This window comes from Niallia sp. FSL M8-0099 (assembly GCF_038006945.1).
Lineage (GTDB): Bacteria > Bacillota > Bacilli > Bacillales > Cytobacillaceae > Niallia > Niallia circulans.
Map to the genome: position 1 here is coordinate 684524 of NZ_JBBOWF010000001.1, position 21489 is coordinate 706012.

General features: G+C 35.1%; 21 protein-coding genes. 14 read left to right on the plus strand and 7 right to left on the minus strand.

The window, feature by feature from the left end; genetic code table 11:
- Positions 1 to 20: 20 nt before the first annotated feature.
- From NSQ92_RS03235 to NSQ92_RS03280, 10 genes are all read left to right on the plus strand, one after another.
- Positions 21 to 1532 (plus strand): coproporphyrinogen III oxidase, encoded by a 1512-nt coding sequence (locus tag NSQ92_RS03235; protein ID WP_047943044.1) that lies wholly within the window; start codon positions 21 to 23, stop codon positions 1530 to 1532.
- Positions 1533 to 1749: 217 nt separating this feature from the next.
- The gene (locus NSQ92_RS03240) at positions 1750 to 3048 is read left to right on the plus strand and encodes an NCS2 family permease (RefSeq protein WP_047943046.1); all 1299 of its coding nucleotides are present in this window, start codon (positions 1750 to 1752) and stop codon (positions 3046 to 3048) included.
- Positions 3049 to 3228: 180 nt separating this feature from the next.
- Positions 3229 to 4128: an ABC transporter ATP-binding protein gene (locus tag NSQ92_RS03245; RefSeq protein ID WP_047943048.1), complete on the plus strand. Its 900-nt coding sequence runs from the start codon at positions 3229 to 3231 to the stop codon at positions 4126 to 4128.
- Positions 4121 to 5368: an ABC transporter permease gene (locus tag NSQ92_RS03250; protein WP_047943049.1), complete on the plus strand. Its 1248-nt coding sequence runs from the start codon at positions 4121 to 4123 to the stop codon at positions 5366 to 5368. The genes NSQ92_RS03245 and NSQ92_RS03250 overlap by 8 nt, the downstream gene beginning before the upstream one ends.
- A 130-nt stretch (positions 5369 to 5498) precedes the next feature.
- On the plus strand, positions 5499 to 6710 hold the full coding sequence (locus tag NSQ92_RS03255) for a metallophosphoesterase family protein (RefSeq protein WP_341152375.1): 1212 nt from the start codon (positions 5499 to 5501) through the stop codon (positions 6708 to 6710).
- Between the two features lies 1 nt (position 6711).
- Positions 6712 to 9708: an ATP-binding protein gene (locus NSQ92_RS03260; RefSeq protein ID WP_341152376.1), complete on the plus strand. Its 2997-nt coding sequence runs from the start codon at positions 6712 to 6714 to the stop codon at positions 9706 to 9708.
- Positions 9709 to 9710: 2 nt separating this feature from the next.
- Complete coding sequence (gene yhaM / locus NSQ92_RS03265) at positions 9711 to 10712, plus strand: 3'-5' exoribonuclease YhaM (RefSeq protein ID WP_235850417.1); 1002 nt, start codon at positions 9711 to 9713, stop codon at positions 10710 to 10712.
- A gap of 159 nt (positions 10713 to 10871) precedes the next feature.
- On the plus strand, positions 10872 to 11066 hold the full coding sequence (locus NSQ92_RS03270) for a sporulation YhaL family protein (RefSeq protein WP_047943053.1): 195 nt from the start codon (positions 10872 to 10874) through the stop codon (positions 11064 to 11066).
- Positions 11067 to 11760: 694 nt separating this feature from the next.
- Positions 11761 to 11844, plus strand: a complete 84-nt coding sequence (locus NSQ92_RS03275; RefSeq protein ID WP_035416275.1) for a YjcZ family sporulation protein — start codon at positions 11761 to 11763, stop codon at positions 11842 to 11844.
- A gap of 88 nt (positions 11845 to 11932) precedes the next feature.
- On the plus strand, positions 11933 to 12022 hold the full coding sequence (locus tag NSQ92_RS03280) for a YjcZ family sporulation protein (RefSeq protein WP_035416274.1): 90 nt from the start codon (positions 11933 to 11935) through the stop codon (positions 12020 to 12022).
- A 104-nt stretch (positions 12023 to 12126) separates the two neighbouring features.
- On the opposite strand, the gene NSQ92_RS03285 is transcribed toward NSQ92_RS03280, so the two are convergent.
- The 3 genes from NSQ92_RS03285 to NSQ92_RS03295 form a co-directional block, all read right to left on the minus strand.
- Positions 12127 to 12306: a hypothetical protein gene (locus NSQ92_RS03285; RefSeq protein ID WP_035416273.1), complete on the minus strand. Its 180-nt coding sequence runs from the start codon at positions 12304 to 12306 to the stop codon at positions 12127 to 12129.
- Positions 12307 to 12524: 218 nt separating this feature from the next.
- The gene (locus tag NSQ92_RS03290; protein WP_047943055.1) at positions 12525 to 13079 is read right to left on the minus strand and encodes a DUF3267 domain-containing protein; all 555 of its coding nucleotides are present in this window, start codon (positions 13077 to 13079) and stop codon (positions 12525 to 12527) included.
- Positions 13080 to 13429: 350 nt separating this feature from the next.
- Positions 13430 to 13999: an HTH-type transcriptional regulator Hpr gene (locus NSQ92_RS03295; RefSeq protein WP_047943056.1), complete on the minus strand. Its 570-nt coding sequence runs from the start codon at positions 13997 to 13999 to the stop codon at positions 13430 to 13432.
- Positions 14000 to 14223: 224 nt separating this feature from the next.
- Between NSQ92_RS03295 and NSQ92_RS03300 the strand changes: the two genes are divergently transcribed.
- Positions 14224 to 14349, plus strand: a complete 126-nt coding sequence (locus NSQ92_RS03300; protein WP_268874801.1) for a hypothetical protein — start codon at positions 14224 to 14226, stop codon at positions 14347 to 14349.
- Positions 14350 to 14471: 122 nt separating this feature from the next.
- On the opposite strand, the gene NSQ92_RS03305 is transcribed toward NSQ92_RS03300, so the two are convergent.
- The 3 genes from NSQ92_RS03305 to NSQ92_RS03315 all read right to left on the minus strand — a co-directional run bounded on the left by NSQ92_RS03305 (position 14472) and on the right by NSQ92_RS03315 (position 16731).
- Positions 14472 to 14822 carry a YtxH domain-containing protein gene (locus tag NSQ92_RS03305; protein ID WP_047943058.1) on the minus strand — a complete coding sequence of 117 codons (351 nt, stop codon included), beginning with the start codon at positions 14820 to 14822 and terminating at the stop codon, positions 14472 to 14474.
- Between the two features lie 90 nt (positions 14823 to 14912).
- Positions 14913 to 15998: a 3-phosphoserine/phosphohydroxythreonine transaminase gene (gene serC / locus NSQ92_RS03310; RefSeq protein WP_047943059.1), complete on the minus strand. Its 1086-nt coding sequence runs from the start codon at positions 15996 to 15998 to the stop codon at positions 14913 to 14915.
- A 310-nt stretch (positions 15999 to 16308) separates the two neighbouring features.
- Positions 16309 to 16731: an HIT family protein gene (locus NSQ92_RS03315; protein WP_047943060.1), complete on the minus strand. Its 423-nt coding sequence runs from the start codon at positions 16729 to 16731 to the stop codon at positions 16309 to 16311.
- 697 nt (positions 16732 to 17428) lie between these two features.
- Between NSQ92_RS03315 and NSQ92_RS03320 the strand changes: the two genes are divergently transcribed.
- From NSQ92_RS03320 to NSQ92_RS03330, 3 genes are all read left to right on the plus strand, one after another.
- Entirely contained in the window at positions 17429 to 18169 is a 741-nt protein-coding gene (locus NSQ92_RS03320; RefSeq protein WP_047943061.1) for an ABC transporter ATP-binding protein, read from the plus strand.
- Positions 18162 to 19382 carry an ABC transporter permease gene (locus tag NSQ92_RS03325; RefSeq protein ID WP_047943062.1) on the plus strand — a complete coding sequence of 407 codons (1221 nt, stop codon included), beginning with the start codon at positions 18162 to 18164 and terminating at the stop codon, positions 19380 to 19382. The genes NSQ92_RS03320 and NSQ92_RS03325 overlap by 8 nt, the downstream gene beginning before the upstream one ends.
- A gap of 122 nt (positions 19383 to 19504) precedes the next feature.
- A complete protein-coding gene (locus NSQ92_RS03330; RefSeq protein ID WP_047943063.1) occupies positions 19505 to 20224 on the plus strand; it encodes an EcsC family protein in 720 nt (239 codons plus the stop codon).
- 49 nt (positions 20225 to 20273) lie between these two features.
- Here the strand turns inward: NSQ92_RS03330 and NSQ92_RS03335 are convergent, their stop codons facing one another.
- Entirely contained in the window at positions 20274 to 21482 is a 1209-nt protein-coding gene (locus NSQ92_RS03335; protein WP_336045507.1) for a M20 family metallopeptidase, read from the minus strand.
- Positions 21483 to 21489: the final 7 nt, after the last annotated feature.

The window sequence follows — 21489 nt, forward strand, 5'->3', positions numbered from 1 at the left end:
AGGTGAGTTGAAAAATAACGATGAAACAAATATATATAAAAGGGTTAACAGATGAACGTTATATTAGGCCGTTAGAGCACATAGGCAATTTGTTTTTTGAAGATACAAAGGTGCTTTATAGGGAACCAGAAGAAAAGGCAGACCTTCATGTTGAGTTCGAAACAGAAATTATTGGACATGAATTTATCGTAAAAGGCAAGCTCAAGGAATTAAAAGAAGAAACTATATGTAACGGCCATGCAGATCTTAGTCAATTAACGGATAAAGAAATATTTAAGCAAATGAAAAAAGCCATTTCCAAAAGTTATTTATTAATGCTGCAAGAGTATACAGGTATGGTGCAGAAATGGGGGATTTTAACGGGCATTCGCCCAACAAAACTTCTTCATCGTCATATGCAAAAGCAAACACCGATAGAAGAGGCGCATCAATCTCTTCGTGAGGAATATTTAATGTCCGATGAAAAAATCGAGCTCATGCAGAAAATCATTGATCGCCAACTAGCAGTGATTCCTGATTTATATGATTTGAAAAAAGAAGTAAGCATCTATATTGGAATTCCGTTTTGTCCGACAAAATGTGCTTACTGTACGTTCCCAGCGTATGCCATTAATGGACGACAAGGCTCTGTTTCCTCCTTTTTAGGCGGGCTTCATTATGAAATGGAAAAGATAGGGGACTGGCTGAAAGAAAAAAATATTAATATAACAACCGTCTATTATGGTGGAGGGACACCAACAAGTATTTCAGCCGAAGAAATGGACATGCTTTATGAGCGTATGCATGATTCTTTTCCAAATGTAGAAAACATTCGTGAAATCACGGTTGAAGCAGGCAGACCGGATACGATTACGCCAGATAAACTGGAAGTGTTAAAAAAATACAATATCGATCGAATTAGTATTAATCCCCAATCGTATACACAACAAACCTTAAAAGCGATTGGCAGGCATCATACAGTAGAAGAAACAATTGATAAATATCATTTAGCACGTAAGCATGGCATGAATAATATTAATATGGATTTAATTATTGGACTTCCAGGTGAAGGTGTGGAGGAATTTCAATATTCTCTTGATAAAACAGAAGAGTTAATGCCTGAATCACTGACTGTTCATACCCTGTCATTTAAACGTGCGTCTGAAATGACGCGTAATAAATCCAGATACAAGGTAGCAGATAGAGAGGAAATTCAGGAAATGATGAAGATGGCGGAAGAATGGACAGAGAAACATGATTATGTTCCTTACTATTTATACCGTCAGAAAAATATTCTAGGAAATTTAGAGAATGTCGGCTATTCGAAGAAAAACCAGGAAAGTATCTATAATATTATGATGATGGAAGAACTGCAGACGGTTATTGGTGTAGGCTGTGGAGCGTCCAGCAAGTTTATTCATCCTGTTACGGGGAAGATTACCCAATTCTCTAATCCCAAGCATCCTAAAACATATAATGAAAGTTTCGTGGAATATACAGATAAAAAAATTGCTTTGTTAAATGAACATTTTTCATTAGAAGCATCTAAATAAGGATCATTAAAAATCTATTAGAACTATTTCCGTTCTGGTAGATTTTTTTTGTTTCTGTGAATTATTTTCGTATGGAAAAGAAAGACTGGTGTCAAACTAATAAAGGTATTTCACTAAATTGCCATTTTTCGATCGAGAAAAATAGTTGCTTTTTGCAGTAAAAACGAATAACATAGATAATGTTGTTTTTAAATGTTCGTTTTTTGGAGGTTCTTTCATGTTTAAGTTAAAGGAAAATAATACAACTGTGAAAACAGAGTTAATGGCAGGATTCACAACTTTCTTAACAATGGTTTACATAGTAGTAGTCAATCCAGGAATTTTAAAAGAAGCAGGAATTCCATTTGACCAAGTATTCCTAGCAACCATCATAGCAGCTACTATCGGGACATTGTGGATGGCTTTATTTGCAAACTATCCTATTGCTATTGCACCGGGTATGGGGTTAAACGCATACTTTGCTTTTTCGGTTGTTGGAAATAATAACGTCGATTATACGGTAGCACTGTCTGCAGTATTTGTTGCCGGTATTATTTTTGTTATCTTGTCATTAACATCATTTAGAGAAAAGTTAATTCAAGCTATTCCAGATAATTTGAAACATGGAATAACAGCTGGTATTGGTTTATTTATAGCATTTATCGGGTTGAGACAAACGGGAATTATTGTTGCCAATCCAGAAAATCTAGTTGGACTAGGAGATCTTCAGTCTCCCACTGTTATAATCGCCCTTATTGGTTTAGCTATTACGATTGTTCTGTTTAGTCTGAATATGAAAGGTGCGTTATTTATTGGGATGATTGTAACAAGCATTATCGCTTACTTTACTGGTTACTTATCCTTTGAAAATGGAATTATGGCAAGCCCGCATTTACCAGAAGGCCTTATCATTAGCAATCCAATTTCAGCATTTGGCGATGTTATTCAACATGGATTGTACGCTGTCGTTTTCTCCTTTTTATTGGTAACGATTTTTGATACCACTGGTACGATGATTGGGGTGGCTGAGCAAGCTGGATTAATAAAAAATAATAAGCTTCCAAAAGCAAGGCAGGCACTTCTTGCTGATTCACTTGGAACATCTGTTGGCGCAATGTTTGGGACAAGCCCAACCACTGCTTTTATTGAATCGACATCAGGTGTTGCAGCAGGCGGCCGTACTGGTTTAACTGGTGTTACAATTGCGGTTTTATTTATTATTTCTGCCTTTTTTGCTCCTTTAGTGAGCAGCATTTCTGGTTTATCTGCTATTACAGCTCCAGCCCTAATAATTGTAGGAAGCTTGATGATGGGGGCAATAAGTGATGTGAAATGGTCAGAGTTTGATGAAGCATTCCCAGCCTTTATAGTCATCCTAAGCATGCCGCTTACATCAAGCATCGCAACAGGAATTGCTCTTGGATTTATCTCTTATCCATTATTAAAGCTAGTAAAAGGAAAGGGAAAGACGGTTCATCCACTCGTTTACGTATTTGCCGTATTATTCCTTTATCAATTAGTGTTTTTACCACATTAAAGAAAAAAGCTGCTGCTAGAGACTCAATGGAGTAAACAGCAGCTTTTTTTATGAAAATCAACATAACTCCGTTCTATTCCACTAAATGTTTAAGCATTTTGTATTTCCTACAAATAATAGCCAATATTCATTGAAACCTTTTACTGTTCTATTCGTATAAAAGAGTGAGGAGGGGATTTTGTGTCATTAGAGCTAAGAAACGTGACAAAAAAATTTGGTTCGTTCACAGCAGTAGATGATTTATCTATTTCGATTCCTGAAAATGAAATGTTCGGCTTTCTTGGAGGAAATGGAGCAGGAAAGACGACAACTTTTCGCATGATTTTAGGAATATTAGAAAGTACAGCAGGACAAATAACTTGGGATGGTAAGCCGATTAATTACTCAACAAGTCCATATATTGGATATCTGCCGGAAGAGCGAGGTCTATATCCAAAACTAAAAGTACGAGATCAGCTTATCTATCTAGCGAGACTTAGAGGCATGGAAAAAAAAGCAGCATTAAGTGAGCTAGAATATTGGCTAAACCGCTTTAAGGTTCCTGAATACATGGATAAAAAAGTTGAGGAGCTCTCCAAAGGAAACCAACAAAAAATTCAATTTATTAGTGCTGTTTTACATAAGCCTAAACTACTAATTTTAGATGAGCCATTCAGTGGGTTAGACCCAGTAAATGTGGAGCAGTTAAAAAGTGCTGTAGTAGATTTGAAAAATAAAGGAACAAGTATTGTTTTCTCTAGTCACCGGATGGAGCATGTCGAGGAATTATGCCAGCATCTATGTATCATGCATAAAGGAAAGCCTGTTGTTCATGGCTCGCTTAAGGATATTAAGAGGAGCTTTGGGAAGAAGAATGTAACCATACATGCTGATTTTGATTTGACACATTTAATTCGCTATCCAGGCGTATTAAAATTAAAAGAAACAGCAGAAGGTGTTTCTCTGCAAATTGAAGGAGAAGAAGTTGCGGAGCGAATCTTAAATGATATAGTTGGAAAAGGCTTTATTCGCAAATTTGCATTAGAAGAGCCTTCTTTAAATGATATTTTTATCGAAAAGGTAGGTGCTTCTCTTGAATAGTTTTTGGGTTATCTTATTTCATACCTTTTTAAGTAAGTTCAAAACGAAATCATTTCTAATTACAACGGCTATTACTTTAATATTTGTGGTTGCACTAACAAATATTACTACCATTATCGATACTTTTTCTAGTGATGAAGGAAAGACGGAAGTAGCCGTAATTGATCAAAGCAATTCTTTATTACCAGCAATTCAAGAGGCGACAGAGACGTTAAATGAAGATTTAAAATTAGTTGCTTATAAGGACAGTGAAGAAGCAGCTAAACAAGAAGTAGAAGAAGGAAAGTATAGTGGCTTACTGATAGTGGATATGGATGAAAGTAAATTACCTATAGCGACTTATTATACAATGGATATTGCAGAAACAACTATTTCTGATAATATTACCAACAGTATTCAAATGGTTAAAAGTCAATTAGCAGCGAATCAACTCAATTTAACGAATGAGCAGCTTACGAAATTGAATGAACCCGTTGCTTTTGAAAAAATTGCTCTTGAGAAAGATGCAAAGACAGAAGAAGAATTAAACCAGGCTAGAGGGTTAGTCTATGTTCTCTTATTTTTAATATATTTTGCCGTTATCCTATATGCCAATATGATAGCGACAGAAGTGGCGACTGAAAAATCATCCCGAGTAATGGAAATCTTAATTTCAAGTGTATCTCCAATTAAGCATATGTTTGCCAAAATTCTTGGAATCGGATTATTAAGCTTAACACAGCTGGCGATATTGATGCTTGTAGGTTATTTTTCATTAACTCGCAATGAAAGCCTAGGTTCGGTGGAAGGATTCCTCGGATTTAGCGAGGTGCCAGTAAGCACCATTATTTATGCAGCTATCTTCTTTATTTTAGGTTATTTCCTATATGCCACTCTGGCTGCATTGCTAGGTTCGCTTGTAAGTAGAATTGAAGATGTGCAGCAAATGATAACGCCAATGACATTATTAATTGTGGCCGGATTTATGATTGCGATGTTCGGATTAAGCGCACCTGATACCACTTTTGTAACAATTACTTCTTATATCCCATTCTTTACACCTATGCTTATGTTTATGAGAGTAGGAATGCTGAATTTGCCAGTTTGGGAACCTATTTTAGGAATTGTTGTTTTAGTGGCAACCATTATGATTCTTGCTATTTTTGGTGCAAGAGTATATAAAGGCGGAGTTCTTATGTACGGAAAATCTAACTCTTATAAAGATATTAAAAAAGCCCTGCAGCTAACGAAAAAAGAATAATTCGGAAAATGCCTCATAATAAGTGGGGCATTTTTTATTATCCAAAAACAAGCAGCAAATAAGGATAAGAACGTGCATTCGTATTTTTAGCATGGTAGAATAGAAGCAAATAGTTTTAGGACGTGAGAGTATGGGAATATCCTTTATACATTGTGCAGATCTACATTTAGACAGCCCCATGGTTGGATTGAAAAATTTACCTACAACAATACATAACAAACTAAAAGAAAGTACGTTTACTGCATTTAAAAAGGTTATTGATGCAGCTATCAGCAAAAAAGTAGACTTTATAATTATTGCCGGAGATATATATGATGGGGAAGATAGAAGTATAAAAGCGCAAATTCGCTTTCGAAATGAAATGCTTCGCTTAGAGGAAGAGCAAATAGAAGTGTATCTGATACATGGAAATCATGATCACTTAAATGGAAGCTGGGTACAAATAGAATTGCCTCCTAATGTTCATGTTTTTCCATCAATGGTAACAGTAAAAAAATATGTGAAACATAATTTATCGGCGAATCTCTATGGGTTTAGTTATGAAACAAGACATATTAAAGAGCGAAGAATTGATGAATACGAACGAAGCGATGAGGCGAATTTTCATATAGGAATTTTGCATGGCAATTTAGAGGGATCGACTGAACACAGTGCCTATGCTCCTTTTCAAGTGAGGGATTTGCTTGCTAAAAAAATGGATTATTGGGCATTGGGACATATCCATAAACGGGAATTGTTAGAGTCTGTTCCCCCGATTGTCTATCCAGGAAACATACAAGGAAGACATAAAAAGGAAACAGAAGTAAAGGGATGCTACTATGTGGAACTAAGCGATGGGGATGCCAGCTTAGAATTTATCCCAACATCGGAAGTGATTTGGGAGAATGTGAAAATAGATGCCAGCTCTGTCCATACCTTTGATGATTTATACAAGCTCTGTCGGAAAGAAATGGATGCAATAGGAGATAGGAAATATTCTTACATTATTTCACTAGAGATAGAGCAACTGCGCTTACAAGACTCTTTTCTAGCTTCTGATTTATTGGAGATCCTTCAGCAAGAGGAGATAGAGGCAGACTTCTTTGTCTGGATTAACTCGATAAAAGTACAGGAAAATATAGAATGGTTAAAAGAGAATTTGTTAAGGGAATCGGCATTTTATGAAGAATTATTTGCTGTAACAAAAGATTTCGAACTAGTGAATGAAGCAGTTGCACCTTTATTTCAGCATTCAAAGGCCCATCGCTTTTTAGAAGAGCTTACAGCTGAAGAAAAACAAGAATTAGCAGAAGAGGCAGAAGATTTACTGCTGACAATGCTTGTGAAGAGGGGAGGCAGCTAATGTGGAATTAAAGAAAATAACGATTTACGGATATGGAAAGCTAGAAAATATAACGTTTTCCATTAACTCCCCCATCCATGTGTTTTATGGAGAAAATGAGGCAGGAAAATCGACCATTATGAGTTTTATTCATAGCATCTTATTCGGCTTCCCAACAAAACAGCAAACAGAATTACGCTATGAGCCAAAGCTGCAGCATAAATATGGCGGGAAATTAGACATCTATTTTCCAGAATTCGGACTAACAACAATCGAACGCGTAAAAGGAAAAGCTACAGGGGACGTGACAGTTACTTTAGAGGATGGGAGAAGAGGACAAGAGGAGCTTTTAGATGAACTATTAGCAGGAATCGATAAAGCTCTCTATCAATCAATCTTCTCTTTTAATTTACACGGATTGCAAAATGTCCAGCAATTAAGAGGAGAAGAGCTGGGACGATTTTTGTTTTCCACTGGTGCTGTTGGCTCTGACCGCTTATTGAAAGTAGAAAATGAGCTTCAGAAAGAACTAGATATACGCTATAAGCCTAGCGGGAAGAAGCCTGTCCTTAATGAAAAACTGCAAGTTTTACGAGATAAGCATAGCCAATTAAAAAGTGCAGAGAAGGATAATAATCAATATGAACAATTACTTGCAAAGAAAAGAAAGATAGAACAAGAAAGACAGCTGACAGAAGCAGATTTAAAAAAAGAAGAGCATGAAAAATGGTTATTGGAAGAATGGATGAAAATTAGGGGAATGGTCCGCGAGCAGGAATTGTTAGAGCAAAAATTAGCTGCTTACAAGGACTTCAAGTTTCCTCAAAATGGATTAATTAGATGGGAAGCATTGAAGGAGAAATTGCTTTCTGTAGAAGCTGAAATCCGGCATATAGAAGCACGGATGGAAGAAATGGAAAAAGAAATAGCAAGCATTCCTATACAGGAAGAACTTCTTATCGCTGAAAATAATATCTTACTTGCCGTAGAAAAGTTCCCCGTGTATGAACAATTACAAAATCGGCAGACGCAAGTTGAAAATCAAGTTAATAAGATAGAAGAAGATATTGATAGTTTAAAGAGTAAGTTGCATCTACCGATTGAAGAAGAAATATTATTGAGGGAAAGTAATACAAGCATCTTTATAAAAGAGCAATGTGCACAAGCAGCCTCTAAGCAACGGAGATTAAAAGAGCAGAAAGAAGAGCTTGACGAGCGGCTGAAGGATGAGCAAACAGCTTTAGAATCTTTAGAAGAGGCAGTAAAGGAGAATAAGCAGAAGCTCTTGCCAAAAGAAGAAAGAGCTAGATTAGAAGAACGTATAAAAACAGAAAATCAATATAGCTGGAACAAGGAAAAGGCAGAGTTACTTTCTAGAGAAATAAATCAATTGGAAGATCAGAGGAAGTTAGAAGAGAAACGCTTGAAGCATAATACAATGATAACTAGTGTTTTAACGCTGTTTCTTCTACTGGCTGGAGCTGGAGCTTTGTTTTTTGAGCAATGGTTCATAACCGTTATTTGCATCGTTGTATGTGTTGTTTATGTGTTATTTTTCCTGTCTGGAAGAAAATTGGCTAAAAACGAAATCAGCAAAAAAGAGAAGAGATTAGTGCTTATTAAGGAAGAACGGGCTCAGTTGGTCGAAAGCTTTGAAAAAGGACAAGGCATTTCTCGTTATGAAGCTCAGAGGCTTGAAGAGGATACAACGAGAAGAGAGAAATTCACACAGCTCCAATTTAAATTAGAGCAGCAAAATGAAAGTTATGAGAGAGTATTAGAGGGATTTGAAAAGTGGGAAGGGGATTTTCTTTCCCATCAGAAGTTGTTAAGACAATTGGCCGATGAACTTAAAATTCCATATGAACTTGCGACACAACAAATATATGATGCCTTTTTATTAATTGAAGAATGGAAAGGAAAGGATAGAGAAAGAAACTCTTATCATCAAGAACTGGATGAGATTCATCGAGAGCGTGAGGAAATTATTAGCAAGATCAGCAATTTCTTCATACAGTTTATGGAAGATGAGAAAGATACCATTGCTAATATGTGCTACCGTTTAAAAACGGCACTAAAGGAAGAAAAAAAGAAAACGGATCGAAAAGAAGCATTACGGACAAAGCAAACAGACCTATCAGAGAATCTGGATAAATATCAAACAGAGTATAATCGCTATGCAGAAGAAAAGACTGCTTTATTTTCCCTTGCAGGTGTTGCGGATGAAGAGGCATTTCGTGAAAAAGCCATCTTGGAAACGGAGAGAGCTAAATATAAAGAAAGACTTGCTGCGATTAATGTTCAATTAGAAATGACTAATATATCAAAAGAACATATTTCATTGTATCAACAAATTCTAAATCCCGAGCTGCAATTAGAGGAAAAGAAAACGAAAATGGATAAATTAGCATCTCGCTTACAGGAACTCGTAGAAGAGGCAGCTGCAATTAACTTTACCATTTCTAGAATTGAAGGCGGAGGGACATATACAGATTTATTGCATTCCTTTAAACAAGCTCAGTCGGAGTTCAAGGAAGATGTGAAAGAATGGGCAAAATTTGCTGTAGCCAAACAACTGTTAGCGAAAACCGTTGAACAATATAAACAAAAACAGCTGCCTGCTATGCTGCAACAGGCAGAGGAAAATCTTGCTTTTCTAACGGAAGGGAAATATATTCGGATAGTTCCAAAGGAAGAAGGAGCTGGGTTCTTAGTAGAGAGTCAGCATCATCTTTTTTATGAAGCGAAGGAATTAAGCCAGGGAACGACCGAACAGCTTTACTTATCCATTCGCATTGCTTTGGCGCAAACATTTTATAAAAGCTTTTGTTTTCCGTTTATTATTGATGACAGCTTCGTTAATTTTGATGAAAAACGTACAGAAAAAGTAATTCAATTACTGCAGAAATGTAAAGAAAATCAGCTGATTTTCTTTACTTGTCACCGTCATCTACTAAAATATTTTCCCGATGAAAGCTTGCATGTATTACCAGCAGAGGAAAGAGAAACAAGCTTATAAAGATGGAAGGACTTCGTGCTATACTAAATAAAGAGAAAGATAAAGGAGAGAGTGAGTTGGAGAAAAAAGGAGTACTTCAGTATGAAGTTGGGGAGCAATTTGAATCATATTTATTAATAAAGAATGCAACAAAGGCTATTGCAAGTAACGGAAAACCGTTTATGACGCTTATTTTTCAAGATAAAAGTGGAGAAATTGAAGCAAAGCTTTGGGATGCTACAGAAATGGATGAGCAGAGCTATCGCCCGGAAACGATTGTTAAAGTGAATGGAGATATTCAAAGTTATCGTGGAAAACTGCAATTAAGAATTCGCCAAATTAAGGTGGCATCAGGAGAAGAGGGCATTCGATTGGCTGATTTCCTTGAAACAGCGCCCTTAACTACAGATGAAATGTTAAGTAAAATTACACATTACATTTTTGAAATGCAGAATCCTAATATACAAAGAATAACAAGACATTTAGTAAAGAAGCATCAAGAAGCGTTTTTGCAATATCCAGCAGCAACGAAAAATCATCATGAATTTGTTTCTGGATTAGCTTATCACGTTGTTAGTATGCTTGATTTGGCGAAGGCGATTGCCTCTCTTTATCCGAGCTTGGATAAAGATTTGCTATATGGAGGGATCATTCTTCATGATCTAGGCAAAGTAATTGAATTATCTGGTCCGATTTCTACTTCTTATACTTTGGAAGGGAATTTGCTTGGACATATTTCTATTATGATTAATGAAATAGGAAAAGCAGCAGATGAATTAGGGATAAGAGGAGAAGAAGTAGTAATACTTCAACACTTAGTATTATCCCATCATGGGAAACCTGAATGGGGAAGCCCGAAAGCGCCGTTAATTAAGGAAGCAGAAATCTTACACTATATTGACAATTTAGACGCCAAAATGAATATGCTAGATCGTGTGTTAGATAGAGTGAAACCAGGTGAATTTACGGAAAGAGTATTTCCGTTAGAAAATCGTTCTTTCTATAAGCCGACTTTCCATAAATAAAACTAAGGAGGAGTTCCCATGGGTTCTCTTCCTTTTTGTGTTGGGAGATTTTAATATAGTTAACTTCCAGCTAGATAAATTATGTTCAAGGGAATAATCTAGTTTTCCTAGCATAGGATGAAATAAAAGATAGAAATTACTAGAAAGGGGAAATTTTCAATGCTAGGAATTCCACTTTGGGTTGTTCTTGTATTAGGAGGAATAGCGATTAGTGCCTTTATGGCGGTTAAAACCGGGAAAGAGGATAGAGCAGCAGAAAATGAAATAATTGAACGAGAAGGAGAGGTATACATGAAAAGGTTAGAAGAAGAGAAAAAACGTAGAGATAGGGAAGAAAGAGTATATGAAAATTAAATGGCACGTAGATATTTTAGAATTATTGAAATAGAGAAGATCGGTGCACCTTTTAGGGAAAGCGGCTGGATATCTCCAAAAAATTCAGATTATGTGTAGAAAGTAGTTGCTTTGATCTTGTAAGACTTGGTCGAAGTTAATAAGGACATCTTATGGAAATTAGAAGATGATAGGTGGGAATAAGGCCTGAAGGGTTACTTATTTAATATCACAAAGGATGACATGTATAAGATTCGTTCCTAACCAGGGGTTCATTTAGGAGGGATTTTGTAGATAGGATCCTTTGTTTTTTTTTGCGGGTAATCTAAACCCTATCTTCTTGCCCTTTCTATCCCTATAAAAAATGGGTATATGTCCTGTTCCGAAATTAGGGCAAATACATATGATAAATTGAGCTTGAAAAAGAGCTCTAAAGAATTCGCTCTTAGCAAATTCAGAAGGTTGTTACGGTTTATAGAGAAAAAAAGACAGTAAGAAGGGTGGACTATTCATAATAATGTTCCTAACAGCAATGTCTTTTATTTAGAACTAGCTTCTTAAGATGTGACCAATAGGGCCTTAGTGTGATTTATATGAGCAAACATTATGGGGCATGTATAAAAGGACTCTTAAGCTATTAAATAAAAGAATAAGAAAAACCGAAACACCATGAAATGAATGAACAAATGGTAGCAACCTTAAAGGAGGTGTTACTATGGGTAACGTTTACGGCGGAGGTTTTGCTTTAATCGTTGTATTGTTTATCTTATTAGTTATCGTTGGCGCTGCATGGCTGTAAGCTATAAGCGTATAAACGGCAATCTTACTAGGGGGTTGCCTAGATGCGCCAAAAAACAACTGGAACGATAAAGAGAGGAGGAATCTTCATGTCTGGTGGAGGAGTTTACGGTGGAGGCTTTGCTTTATTAGTAGTACTATTCATCTTATTAGTAATCATCGGAGCAGCTTGGCTATAAGTTGACCTGAAGGAATATAAAAAGAAGCAGTACGATAGTTGGTTACTTACCAACTACACACTGCTTCTTTTCTACATAGCTCTAATTAATGAAAATAGAGTTTGTTAAAAAAGAATATCTACATAGGAAGAAATCAAAAGAATCGTAATAAGAACATTTATTGTACGAAAAACTTTTGGCTGCTTTTCTTCAGGAATTTCTTTTTGTAAACACAAAGCATTTGTAAGTCTATTAATATTATATAAAATAAAAATAGCTAAAATAATAAAAATGGAGATCATCATTGATTCCCTCCTTATAAGCGGAATTTATTGTATGTTATTTACATTATCAAATAAAAGGATAAAAAGATAGTATTATAAACTTTTTTGATATAAACTTGGAGATTTTGTTCTGGAAAGAACTTAGATGACTCCTTATAATCTATCGATAAGAAAGAATAATCAACATTCCATCTAGTTTTATATCATTATATGAGCGACAAAACAATAATAGACTTCTTTTACGATAATTCACTAACATTATTTATTAATATCTCAAATCCATCCTCATTTTCTTCTACATAACAAGAGCGCGGAGAATGCCATAGATTTTTTATGCGAATAAAGTCAGGAACACAAATCCCTGTATGATAAGCGAAAAGCATTAAAAAATAATGAACATAACTTGTAAAAAGGAAACAAGATAGAAATAATACTCCACTAATGATAACAAATGGAATAATTAAAGCAAAGAGAAACTGCATTTTACCAATTGGTTCTTTAACTTGAATGTGAAGAATTGGTAAAATTTGCAAATGCTTAGTCCAAGTTTTTTTTATTTTATCGCCTAAATGAAGCATAGGTAATAAATGAAGCAGCTTGTGTAATGGATACATAAGTAAAAACATTGCCATAAATAGTAAAAAGTAATCGTCAGAAAGTTTGTTATGTGCAAAATAGCTTATAATTGGTACATATAGAAACAGAAAACAACCAATCATTGTCATAGTAGACAAAATAAATAGGCGCTGAGTTCCATATTTTTTATGGAAGTGGACAGTCTTCCAACAGTTCATGTTAATACCCTCCATAGGGAGAAATTTTTAGTTACTTGTGATGATACGTTCTTGCTTGAATAACTAATAATTGGAAGAATATCTTTTCTTTGCCTTATCTTGCGTTTTAATCAAGCGAACTCACCTTGCTACTTTACGATGAATAGAGTAAAAAATCAATAGTCTCTTTATACAAATTTATGACATTTTTTATATTTAGTAATTCTAAGAAGAAGAAAACCTATTCTCTATGTATTTTTGTTTGAATTTTCCGAAAAAAAGATAAGAAAGCAATCTGCCTTCTTATCTTTTTTACCACCGGTCTAGATTGTCCCAAACCTGGAGTCCTATTCCCCAATTTAATATTATCTCTATTTAGTAAATACTGGTTCTTTTTGCTTTAAATGTCCTTCATCCTCTTCCAAAATATCGTCAAGATTAGTAAAGGATTTCTCAAAAATTTCAATGAAATTGTCCCCATAAATATGTTTAACGATAGTCATTATGTCTAAAAGCTCCGGAAACTTTCCATATAAATTCTTGATTGGTAAGGAGGCGGATAGAGCTGAACTGTTGCTTGGATTGTATTCTTCCATAATTTGAACAAACACTTTTTTCCCTTTGTCCGTAAGGCAAATATACGTATTTCTCTTATCATTTTCTTTTTTCGAGAATTCTAGTAGTCCTCTTTCTTCTAATTTCTTCGAAAAATTAAATGCAGTTGAGACATGCATTACACCGAAATTTGCTACATCTGAAATAGAAGCGCCATTTAGCTGATAAGCAATCCAGAGTATATGGTGTTCATTAATGTTTAAATCGTATGGTTTAATCCAATTTTGCCAGTCCTTCTCAATCGCCTTCCATAATGCTTTACTAAGTTGTCCAATTCTTTGTGTGAAGAGTAAAGCGTCCTTCATAGAAATCTGACTTTCATCCATCCAAAATTCACCTACTTTTCTGTTATCTATAAACATTATGCCAATAAAACAAAAATTAATAAAGATAAAAATTAACAAAATTTTTAGAAATAAGAATCTTTCTTTTAAGAAAGCGCTTTATTGCATAAAAATGTAATATCAGAAATAAAAATTCAGAAGTTGTCTATACATTTTCTCTCAAAAATGAAAGGATAAAATAAGAATTAGAGACAAAGAGGAAACAAATGGAGGAGGGAAAAGTCCCAAAAAAAGTGAATAAAAAATTAAATTATAATAAAAGAGATGTAAAAGTGAAAAAAGAAAAAACAAAAAAAATGAGTGATGAAAAATTATATGCGAATAAGAATTAACATCAATGTGTTAAAAAATATAACATGAAAAGAAAGGACATGAGCGAATAGAAAAAAAGAGGAAATTCATGTTAGAATTCCTCCTTTTTTCTTAGCTTTTCTGTATAGTAAAAGCGATTAAATTATTTTAAATCATTTTCTAACTCATTAATCGTGGATTGTAGCCCATCTAGTTCTTTTTGAAGTATTTCTTGATGTGGTTTTACTTCTTCCCGCCATGTTTCCAAAGAAAGCTTAAGATCTTCAATAAAAGTACTAAATACCGTTTTACCTTCTACTGTAGCTGTTTTAATAGAGTCTTTTATCTCATTTAAATCTAACTTTAATTCTTGAATATGTTGAAGAAAAGCTTTTCCATTATCACTGCAGGCTTTTCTTACTTCTTTACCCGAGTAAGGAGTAGTTAATAAGGTAGTGATTCCGGCTGCGATTCCTCCAATTAAAAATCCTGATAAGAATGATTTTGCACTCATTTGCTTACACCTCGCTCTTTTTTTCATCATTATAACGTATTCAAGCCATCATTACTATTGTAAAGGGAATTCTATAGAGCTAAAGTCTTTTTATTGTTGATACTTGAGCTGAAAATCCTTCATAAATGTACTTAATGCTATTACATGTTCGAGGGGAACGGCATTATAAATAGAAGCTCGGCAGCCGCCCACAGAGCGATGCCCGTTTAGACCAACAAATCCTGCTTCCTTTGCTTCTCTTAAAAAATCCTTTGTAAGATCTTCTGACTGTAAAGTAAAAGTAACATTCATTTTAGAACGACTTGTTTTTTCTGCATGGCCGCGATAAAAACCATTGCTTTGATCGATTACTTCATATAAATGTTTTGCTTTTTCGTTATTGATGGCAGCAATACCTTCCACTCCACCATGTTTCTCTACCCATTTTAGAACAAGGGATAAAAGGTATATCCCCAAAGTTGGCGGGGTATTGAATAAAGAATTATTTTTAGCGTGTGTATGATAACTTAACATGGTTGGCAAAGCAGGATCTTCTTTGATTAAATCTTTTCGAATGATCACTACAGTTACTCCAGAGGGGCCAAGGTTTTTTTGGGCGCCAGCATAAATAACTCCAAATTGTGAAACATCAATTGGTGTGCTTAAAATATCACTCGACATGTCTGCAATTAAAGGGACAGATAAATTGCTTGGAAAGCTGCTCCATTGGGTGCCAAAAATGGTATTGTTGCTTGTGATATGGAGATATGCTGCATCATCTGGTATGTTAATCTGTTCATGGTCAGGGATATAGGTATAATTATCGTTTTTACTTGAAGTTGAAATGGCCGTATTACCGAGCTTGGAGGCTTCCTTCATGGCTTTTTCTGACCATACTCCAGTGAGAGCGTAATAAGCTGTTTGACTTTTAGGAAGCAAGTTCATTGGTATCATTGTAAATTGAAGACTTGCTCCACCTTGTAAAAAAAGAATTTCGTAATTATCTGGTATAGAAAGCAGAGATGTAAGTAGTTCCTTTGCTTCATTATGTACAGCTTCATAATCTTTGCTGCGGTGACTTAATTCCATTAAAGACATACCTGTATCATTAAAATTTAACCAATGCTCCTTTGCCTCGTGTAAAACCCATTCTGGTAAAGCTGCAGGACCTGCATTAAAGTTATATGCTCTTTTCAACGTTCTTTCCTCCTAAATTAACTTTTCAAATAGTAAAGCGTTAAAGACAAAAAGATTACCCTTATACTAACAAATTCAGCTGATTTGTACAGATGAAAAAAACACCTTTTTGAAAAAGTGAGAATTTTTCAAAAAGATGCTTTGTTTTTTCATGCTATTAGAAAAATATTTCCTTCCAGATACTAGAATCTTCGTAGTTGTTTTTTAAGGAAGGGAGCGGTATTCCAATAAAAAACGAAACTATTATTAAATAGCTTTTGAAAATATGAATTTTTTTAGAAAGTTTTTTCAAGAAAATAAGCTAATGGACTTATCTAACTTTAGAATTAATTTTTTCTGCAATCTCTGTCAGCTCTTCATTTGAATATCCATCAAAATTTGTTTTCCAAACAGCTCCAAAACCATCTCCTTTTCCATAACGTGGAATAAGGTGCATATGATAATGGAAAACAGATTGTCCGGCTTTTTCACCATTGTTGTTAAGGAGATTTAAACCAATTGGTGCATAAGCTTCTTTAATGGCAGAAGCAATACTTGGCACAACTTCAAATAGATTGCTTGCAATTTCAGGAGTTAATTCAAAGACATCCTTTACATGTTGTTTTGGTATCACCAATGTATGTCCTTTAGTAACTTGGCTAATATCTAAGAATGCCATTACATGTTCATTTTCAAAAACTTTTTTAGACGGAATTTCTCCAGCAATTATTTTGCAAAAAATACAATCACTCATAAAAATACCTTCCTTCATTATGTATTATCAATATTTTAACACAGGAACTATTTTATTGAACAACAAAAGGAAGAGGGTGCCTTGGAAAGGATCCTCTTATATGGATTGTCCAAGCGAGAAGTTTGAATAAACCTCTTTACTATGGATATACATAATAAGAATACCTTTTAAGGACACCCTCTAATGAAGGAGAGAACTTCTATTTAACGTTATTTAGGGTTCTTCTCTTTGATAAACACCTCATTTAAAAAATGAATTGTGTTAAGCTTTAGAGAAATCGATCATTGTTCAAACGAACCATCCCCTTAAAATGTCTTTATATGTCAAAAACGTATAAAGAATGGATGACTGTCTGCGACAAACACCTCATTTCAAAGTGGAAATGAATTAGGCTGTTTTCGTAATGAAGCAGCTTGGTGTTACTGATCTTCTGTTCCTAACTTGCTTATGCAAGGCAAACATCCCCTTTTATAAACGAATGGAAGCTTTTTTAAAGAATCTGTATAGAATCTTTTGCAAACACCTCATTTAATATTGGAGTTATACTGCAATATTTCTTTGGTGCTCCCCTTCAATAAATAGAATATCCTGAACAAGATTTTATATACGAAGAAAATGAAAATTTTTCTGTGCAATCATTTTTATTTAAGGAAGAATGTTGTTAAACTATAGATAATACATATTGGAGGTACAATAGATGGCGTTGTTAGAAATAAAGAATGTTACTGGAGGGTATACACGGAATCCTGTCTTAAAGGATATTTCCTTTTCTATTCATGCGAATGAAATGGTTGGCTTAATCGGATTAAATGGTGCTGGAAAAAGTACAACTATTCGTCATATCATTGGATTGATGGAGCCGCATAAAGGAGAAATCCTTATTAATGGCAAGACGTTTGAAGGCGATAAAGAGGCATATCGAAAGGAATTTACCTTTGTACCTGAAACGCCTATTTTATATGATGAATTAACATTAGAAGAACATTTAAGAATTACTGCCATGGCATACGGCTTGTCAGAGTCTGATTATCAAAAGCGGATGGAAATATTATTAAAAGAATTTCGCATGGAAAAAAGACTAAAGTGGTTTCCGGCTCATTTTTCGAAAGGAATGAAGCAGAAGGTAATGATTATGTGTGCTTTTCTAGTGGAACCCTCTCTCTATATAGTGGATGAACCATTTGTCGGATTAGATCCGCTTGGGATTCAATCGTTATTAGATCAACTAAAGAAAATGAAGGATGGGGGAGCGGGGATTCTAATGTCTACACACATTCTTGCTACAGCCGAAAGATATTGTGATCGGATTATTATTATTCATGAAGGCCAAATAAAGAGTCAAGGAACCATGGAAGAATTAAGGACAGCCTTTAACATGCCAGCTGCAACATTGGATGATATTTATATCTATCTTACAAAGGAAGAAGAACATGTTTGAATTTAATGAGAAGCAGTTATGGAGAGAGAGAGCTGGGCAGACAGCGAAAGAATATAGTCAATATTTAAAGTATATTCTTAATGGCCATGTTGTCATCGTTTTAGTTTTTTTACTAGGGACTGGAGCCTTCTATTATCAAGCATGGTTAAAAACGATTTCGAATGACTTCCCTGTTGCGCTTATTATGAGCATTATCCTTACTCTTTTTATGACAAATAGTCCAACCTATACTTTTTTAAAGGATGCTGACCGGATCTTTTTAATTGCAGTAGAAACCAAAATGAAAAGGTATTTTCTCCAATCCATGATGATTAGTTTTGTCCTTCAAGGCTACTTGCTTGTCATCATTCTTGCTGCCTTGATGCCGTTATATGCAAAAGTACACGGTGGTGATTTTAGTCGCTTTTGGTATCTACTTATTGTGTTGTTGATAAGTAAAGGAGCTAATTTGCTGATTCGCTGGCAAATACAATACTATGTAAATGTGCGTTATCATCATATAGATAGTGTTGTACGATTTTTGATTAATTTAGCTATTTTGTATTTATTATTTGCTGACTCGTCTCCGTTATTTATTCTTGCTCTTCTTCTAATTATGGCTTTCTTGCTTATATACTTTCAGAAAGCGACAAGCAATAAAGGCGTAAAATGGGAATATTTAATTGAACAAGATGAAAAAAGACTAGCCTCTTTTTATCGCTTTGCCAATATGTTTACAGAGGTACCGAGTTTAAGAAATCGTATAAAACGAAGACGTTTTCTAGATGTATTATTCAGCCGCGTTTCTTTTGCGAGAGAAAAGGTATTTACGCATTTATACTGGAGAACCTATGTCCGTGCAGGAGATTATTTCGGCTTAACGGTTCGGCTAACATTGATAAGTGGAATTTTCATCTTTTTCTTATCTTTTGGACCTGGACAAGTATTCATAAGTGTATTATTTGTTTTCTTAACAGGCTTGCAGCTGCTGCCGCTTTGGAATGCCTATGATAATAAATTGTGGATTACAATTTATCCAGTGGCAGCCTCTGCTAGAGAAAAATCATTTAAACAAATCTTAGCTGTGATTTTAAGTTGCCAAGGAATCATTTTGTCTCTAATTATTGCTTTAAAAGGAGATTGGATGTATGCTTTGATTTCTTTAGTAGTTAATATTGTTTTTATTATCTTCTTTACTTCGTTTTATATAAATAAAAAAGTAAAAAAGGGATAAATAGAAGAGGAGCTTAAACCTTAGTGTGTATTAGAAGGGAAGCTCCTTTTTTAATAATTAACTTCAAAAAATCAGGAACTATTTTTTTTATGGAACGTAAGCATAAGCAAGGAGGAAGATAAATGAATGAATATGAACAAAGAGCGTTAAAAGAAGTAGAAGAGTGGAAACGGAAAATCCAAAAACGGTCTTCTATTTTAAATAGAGTATCCAAAAAAGCGCAAAATAAAATAAATTCTTATATACCAGATAAAGTTCATCAGACCCTTACGGAAGCAATTAAACAGATGATTCAAGCAACACTTGCCGGCAGCAATATTATCAAGAAAAAAAATCCACCTATCTTCCGTTCTTTGCAAGGAAAAGATGAAGAGTTAACGAAAAAAATAAGTCAATTTCAAAAGGTTGCTGTTGTAGAAGGTGCCGGAACGGGGGCTGGTGGGATATTGCTTGGATTGGCTGATTTTCCCTTATTGCTTTCCATTAAAATGAACTTTTTAATGGAAGCCGCAGCCACATATGGTTACGATACGGCTCAAGTGGAAGAAAGAATCTATTTGCTCTATATCTTTCAGCTAGCTTTTTCAAGTGAAGGAAAACGAAGAGAAGTTTTAGAGATAATAGAGAATTGGGAAGAAGAAAAGCTGAGAGCTGCTAGCCTTAATTGGCAGGATCTACAGCAGGAATATCGCGATTTTATTGATTTTGTAAAAATGCTGCAATTGGTGCCGGGGATTGGGGCAGCTGTGGGTGCCTACGCTAATTATAATTTAATGGATCAATTGGGAGAAGCAGCTAAGAATGTTTATCGCTGGCGTTATTTTCAGGAACAAAACAAATGAAAAAAGGAAGGATTCGTGTGTTTAGAATCTCTTTCCTTTTTTTATGATTTTATGAATTTAAGTTAGTACTAGCCTTTGCAGCGCTTAAGGAAATATTATAAGTAATAGCAGCAGAACCTAATGTTTTTGCGGCAATAAGCATAGCCTTTTCATTAATATCAAATTTAGGATGGTGGTGCGGATAAGTCGGACCATTTGTATCAGGCATTGCTCCTGTAAAGAAAAAGGCACCTTTTACATGCTGCAGATAATAAGAGAAGTCCTCGCCAGTTAATTCAGGTTCTCCCTCTAGAACGGTCACTCCTGGGACCTTTTCCGCACAATGTGCTAAAAAGGAAGTTTCCTCAGGGTGATTAACGACTGCTGGATAGCCGTCATCGTATTCATATTCATATGTACTATTTGCTGTATAGCACGTGCCTTTTATTACTCTCTCCAGCTCTTCCTTTATAAGTAATTGCGTTTCTTTATCAAACGTCCGGACTGTTCCCCCTAGGATCGCTGTGTCAGCAATCACATTAAAAGCATTACCAGATTCAAGGTAGCCTACTGTTAAAACAGCATGGTGGATAGGATTTACTTTTCTGCTGACAATTTGTTGAAGGTTAAGGACCAGTTGAGATGCGGTAACAAGAGAATCCTTCGTTTTGTGCGGCTGTGCTCCATGTCCCCCTTGACCTTGGATTTTAATTTTAAATTCATCTGCTGCTGCCATCATGGGTCCTGCTTTATAGGAAATAGTCCCTGTGGGAAGTGTCGCCCATAAATGAGTGCCAAATATAGCCTCCACATTTTCCAGGCAGCCTGCTTCAATCATCGCTTTTGCGCCACCTGGATTTGATTCTTCAGCATGCTGGTGAATAAAAACAAAATTCCCTGCTAATTCTTCTTTAAACTCATTTATTACTTTAGCAAGTATTAATAAGGTTGCAGTATGCCCATCATGACCACAGGCGTGCATGACACCTGAAACCTTTGACTTATAAGCAACATCTTTTTCATCTTGGATTGGAAGAGCGTCAAAATCAGCACGGAGCGCAACTGTTTTTCCAGGTTTTCCCCCTGATATTTTTGCGACTACTCCATTACCTCCGACGTTTCCTGTAACTTGAATTCCTAATTTTTCATAGAAAGAGATGATATATTGAGCTGTTTTAACCTCTTTGAATGATAATTCAGGGTATTGATGAAGGTATCTCCGTATTTTAACCATTTCATTATAATAGTTATCTAGTTGTTCCCATATAATTTGTAGCATATCTTCC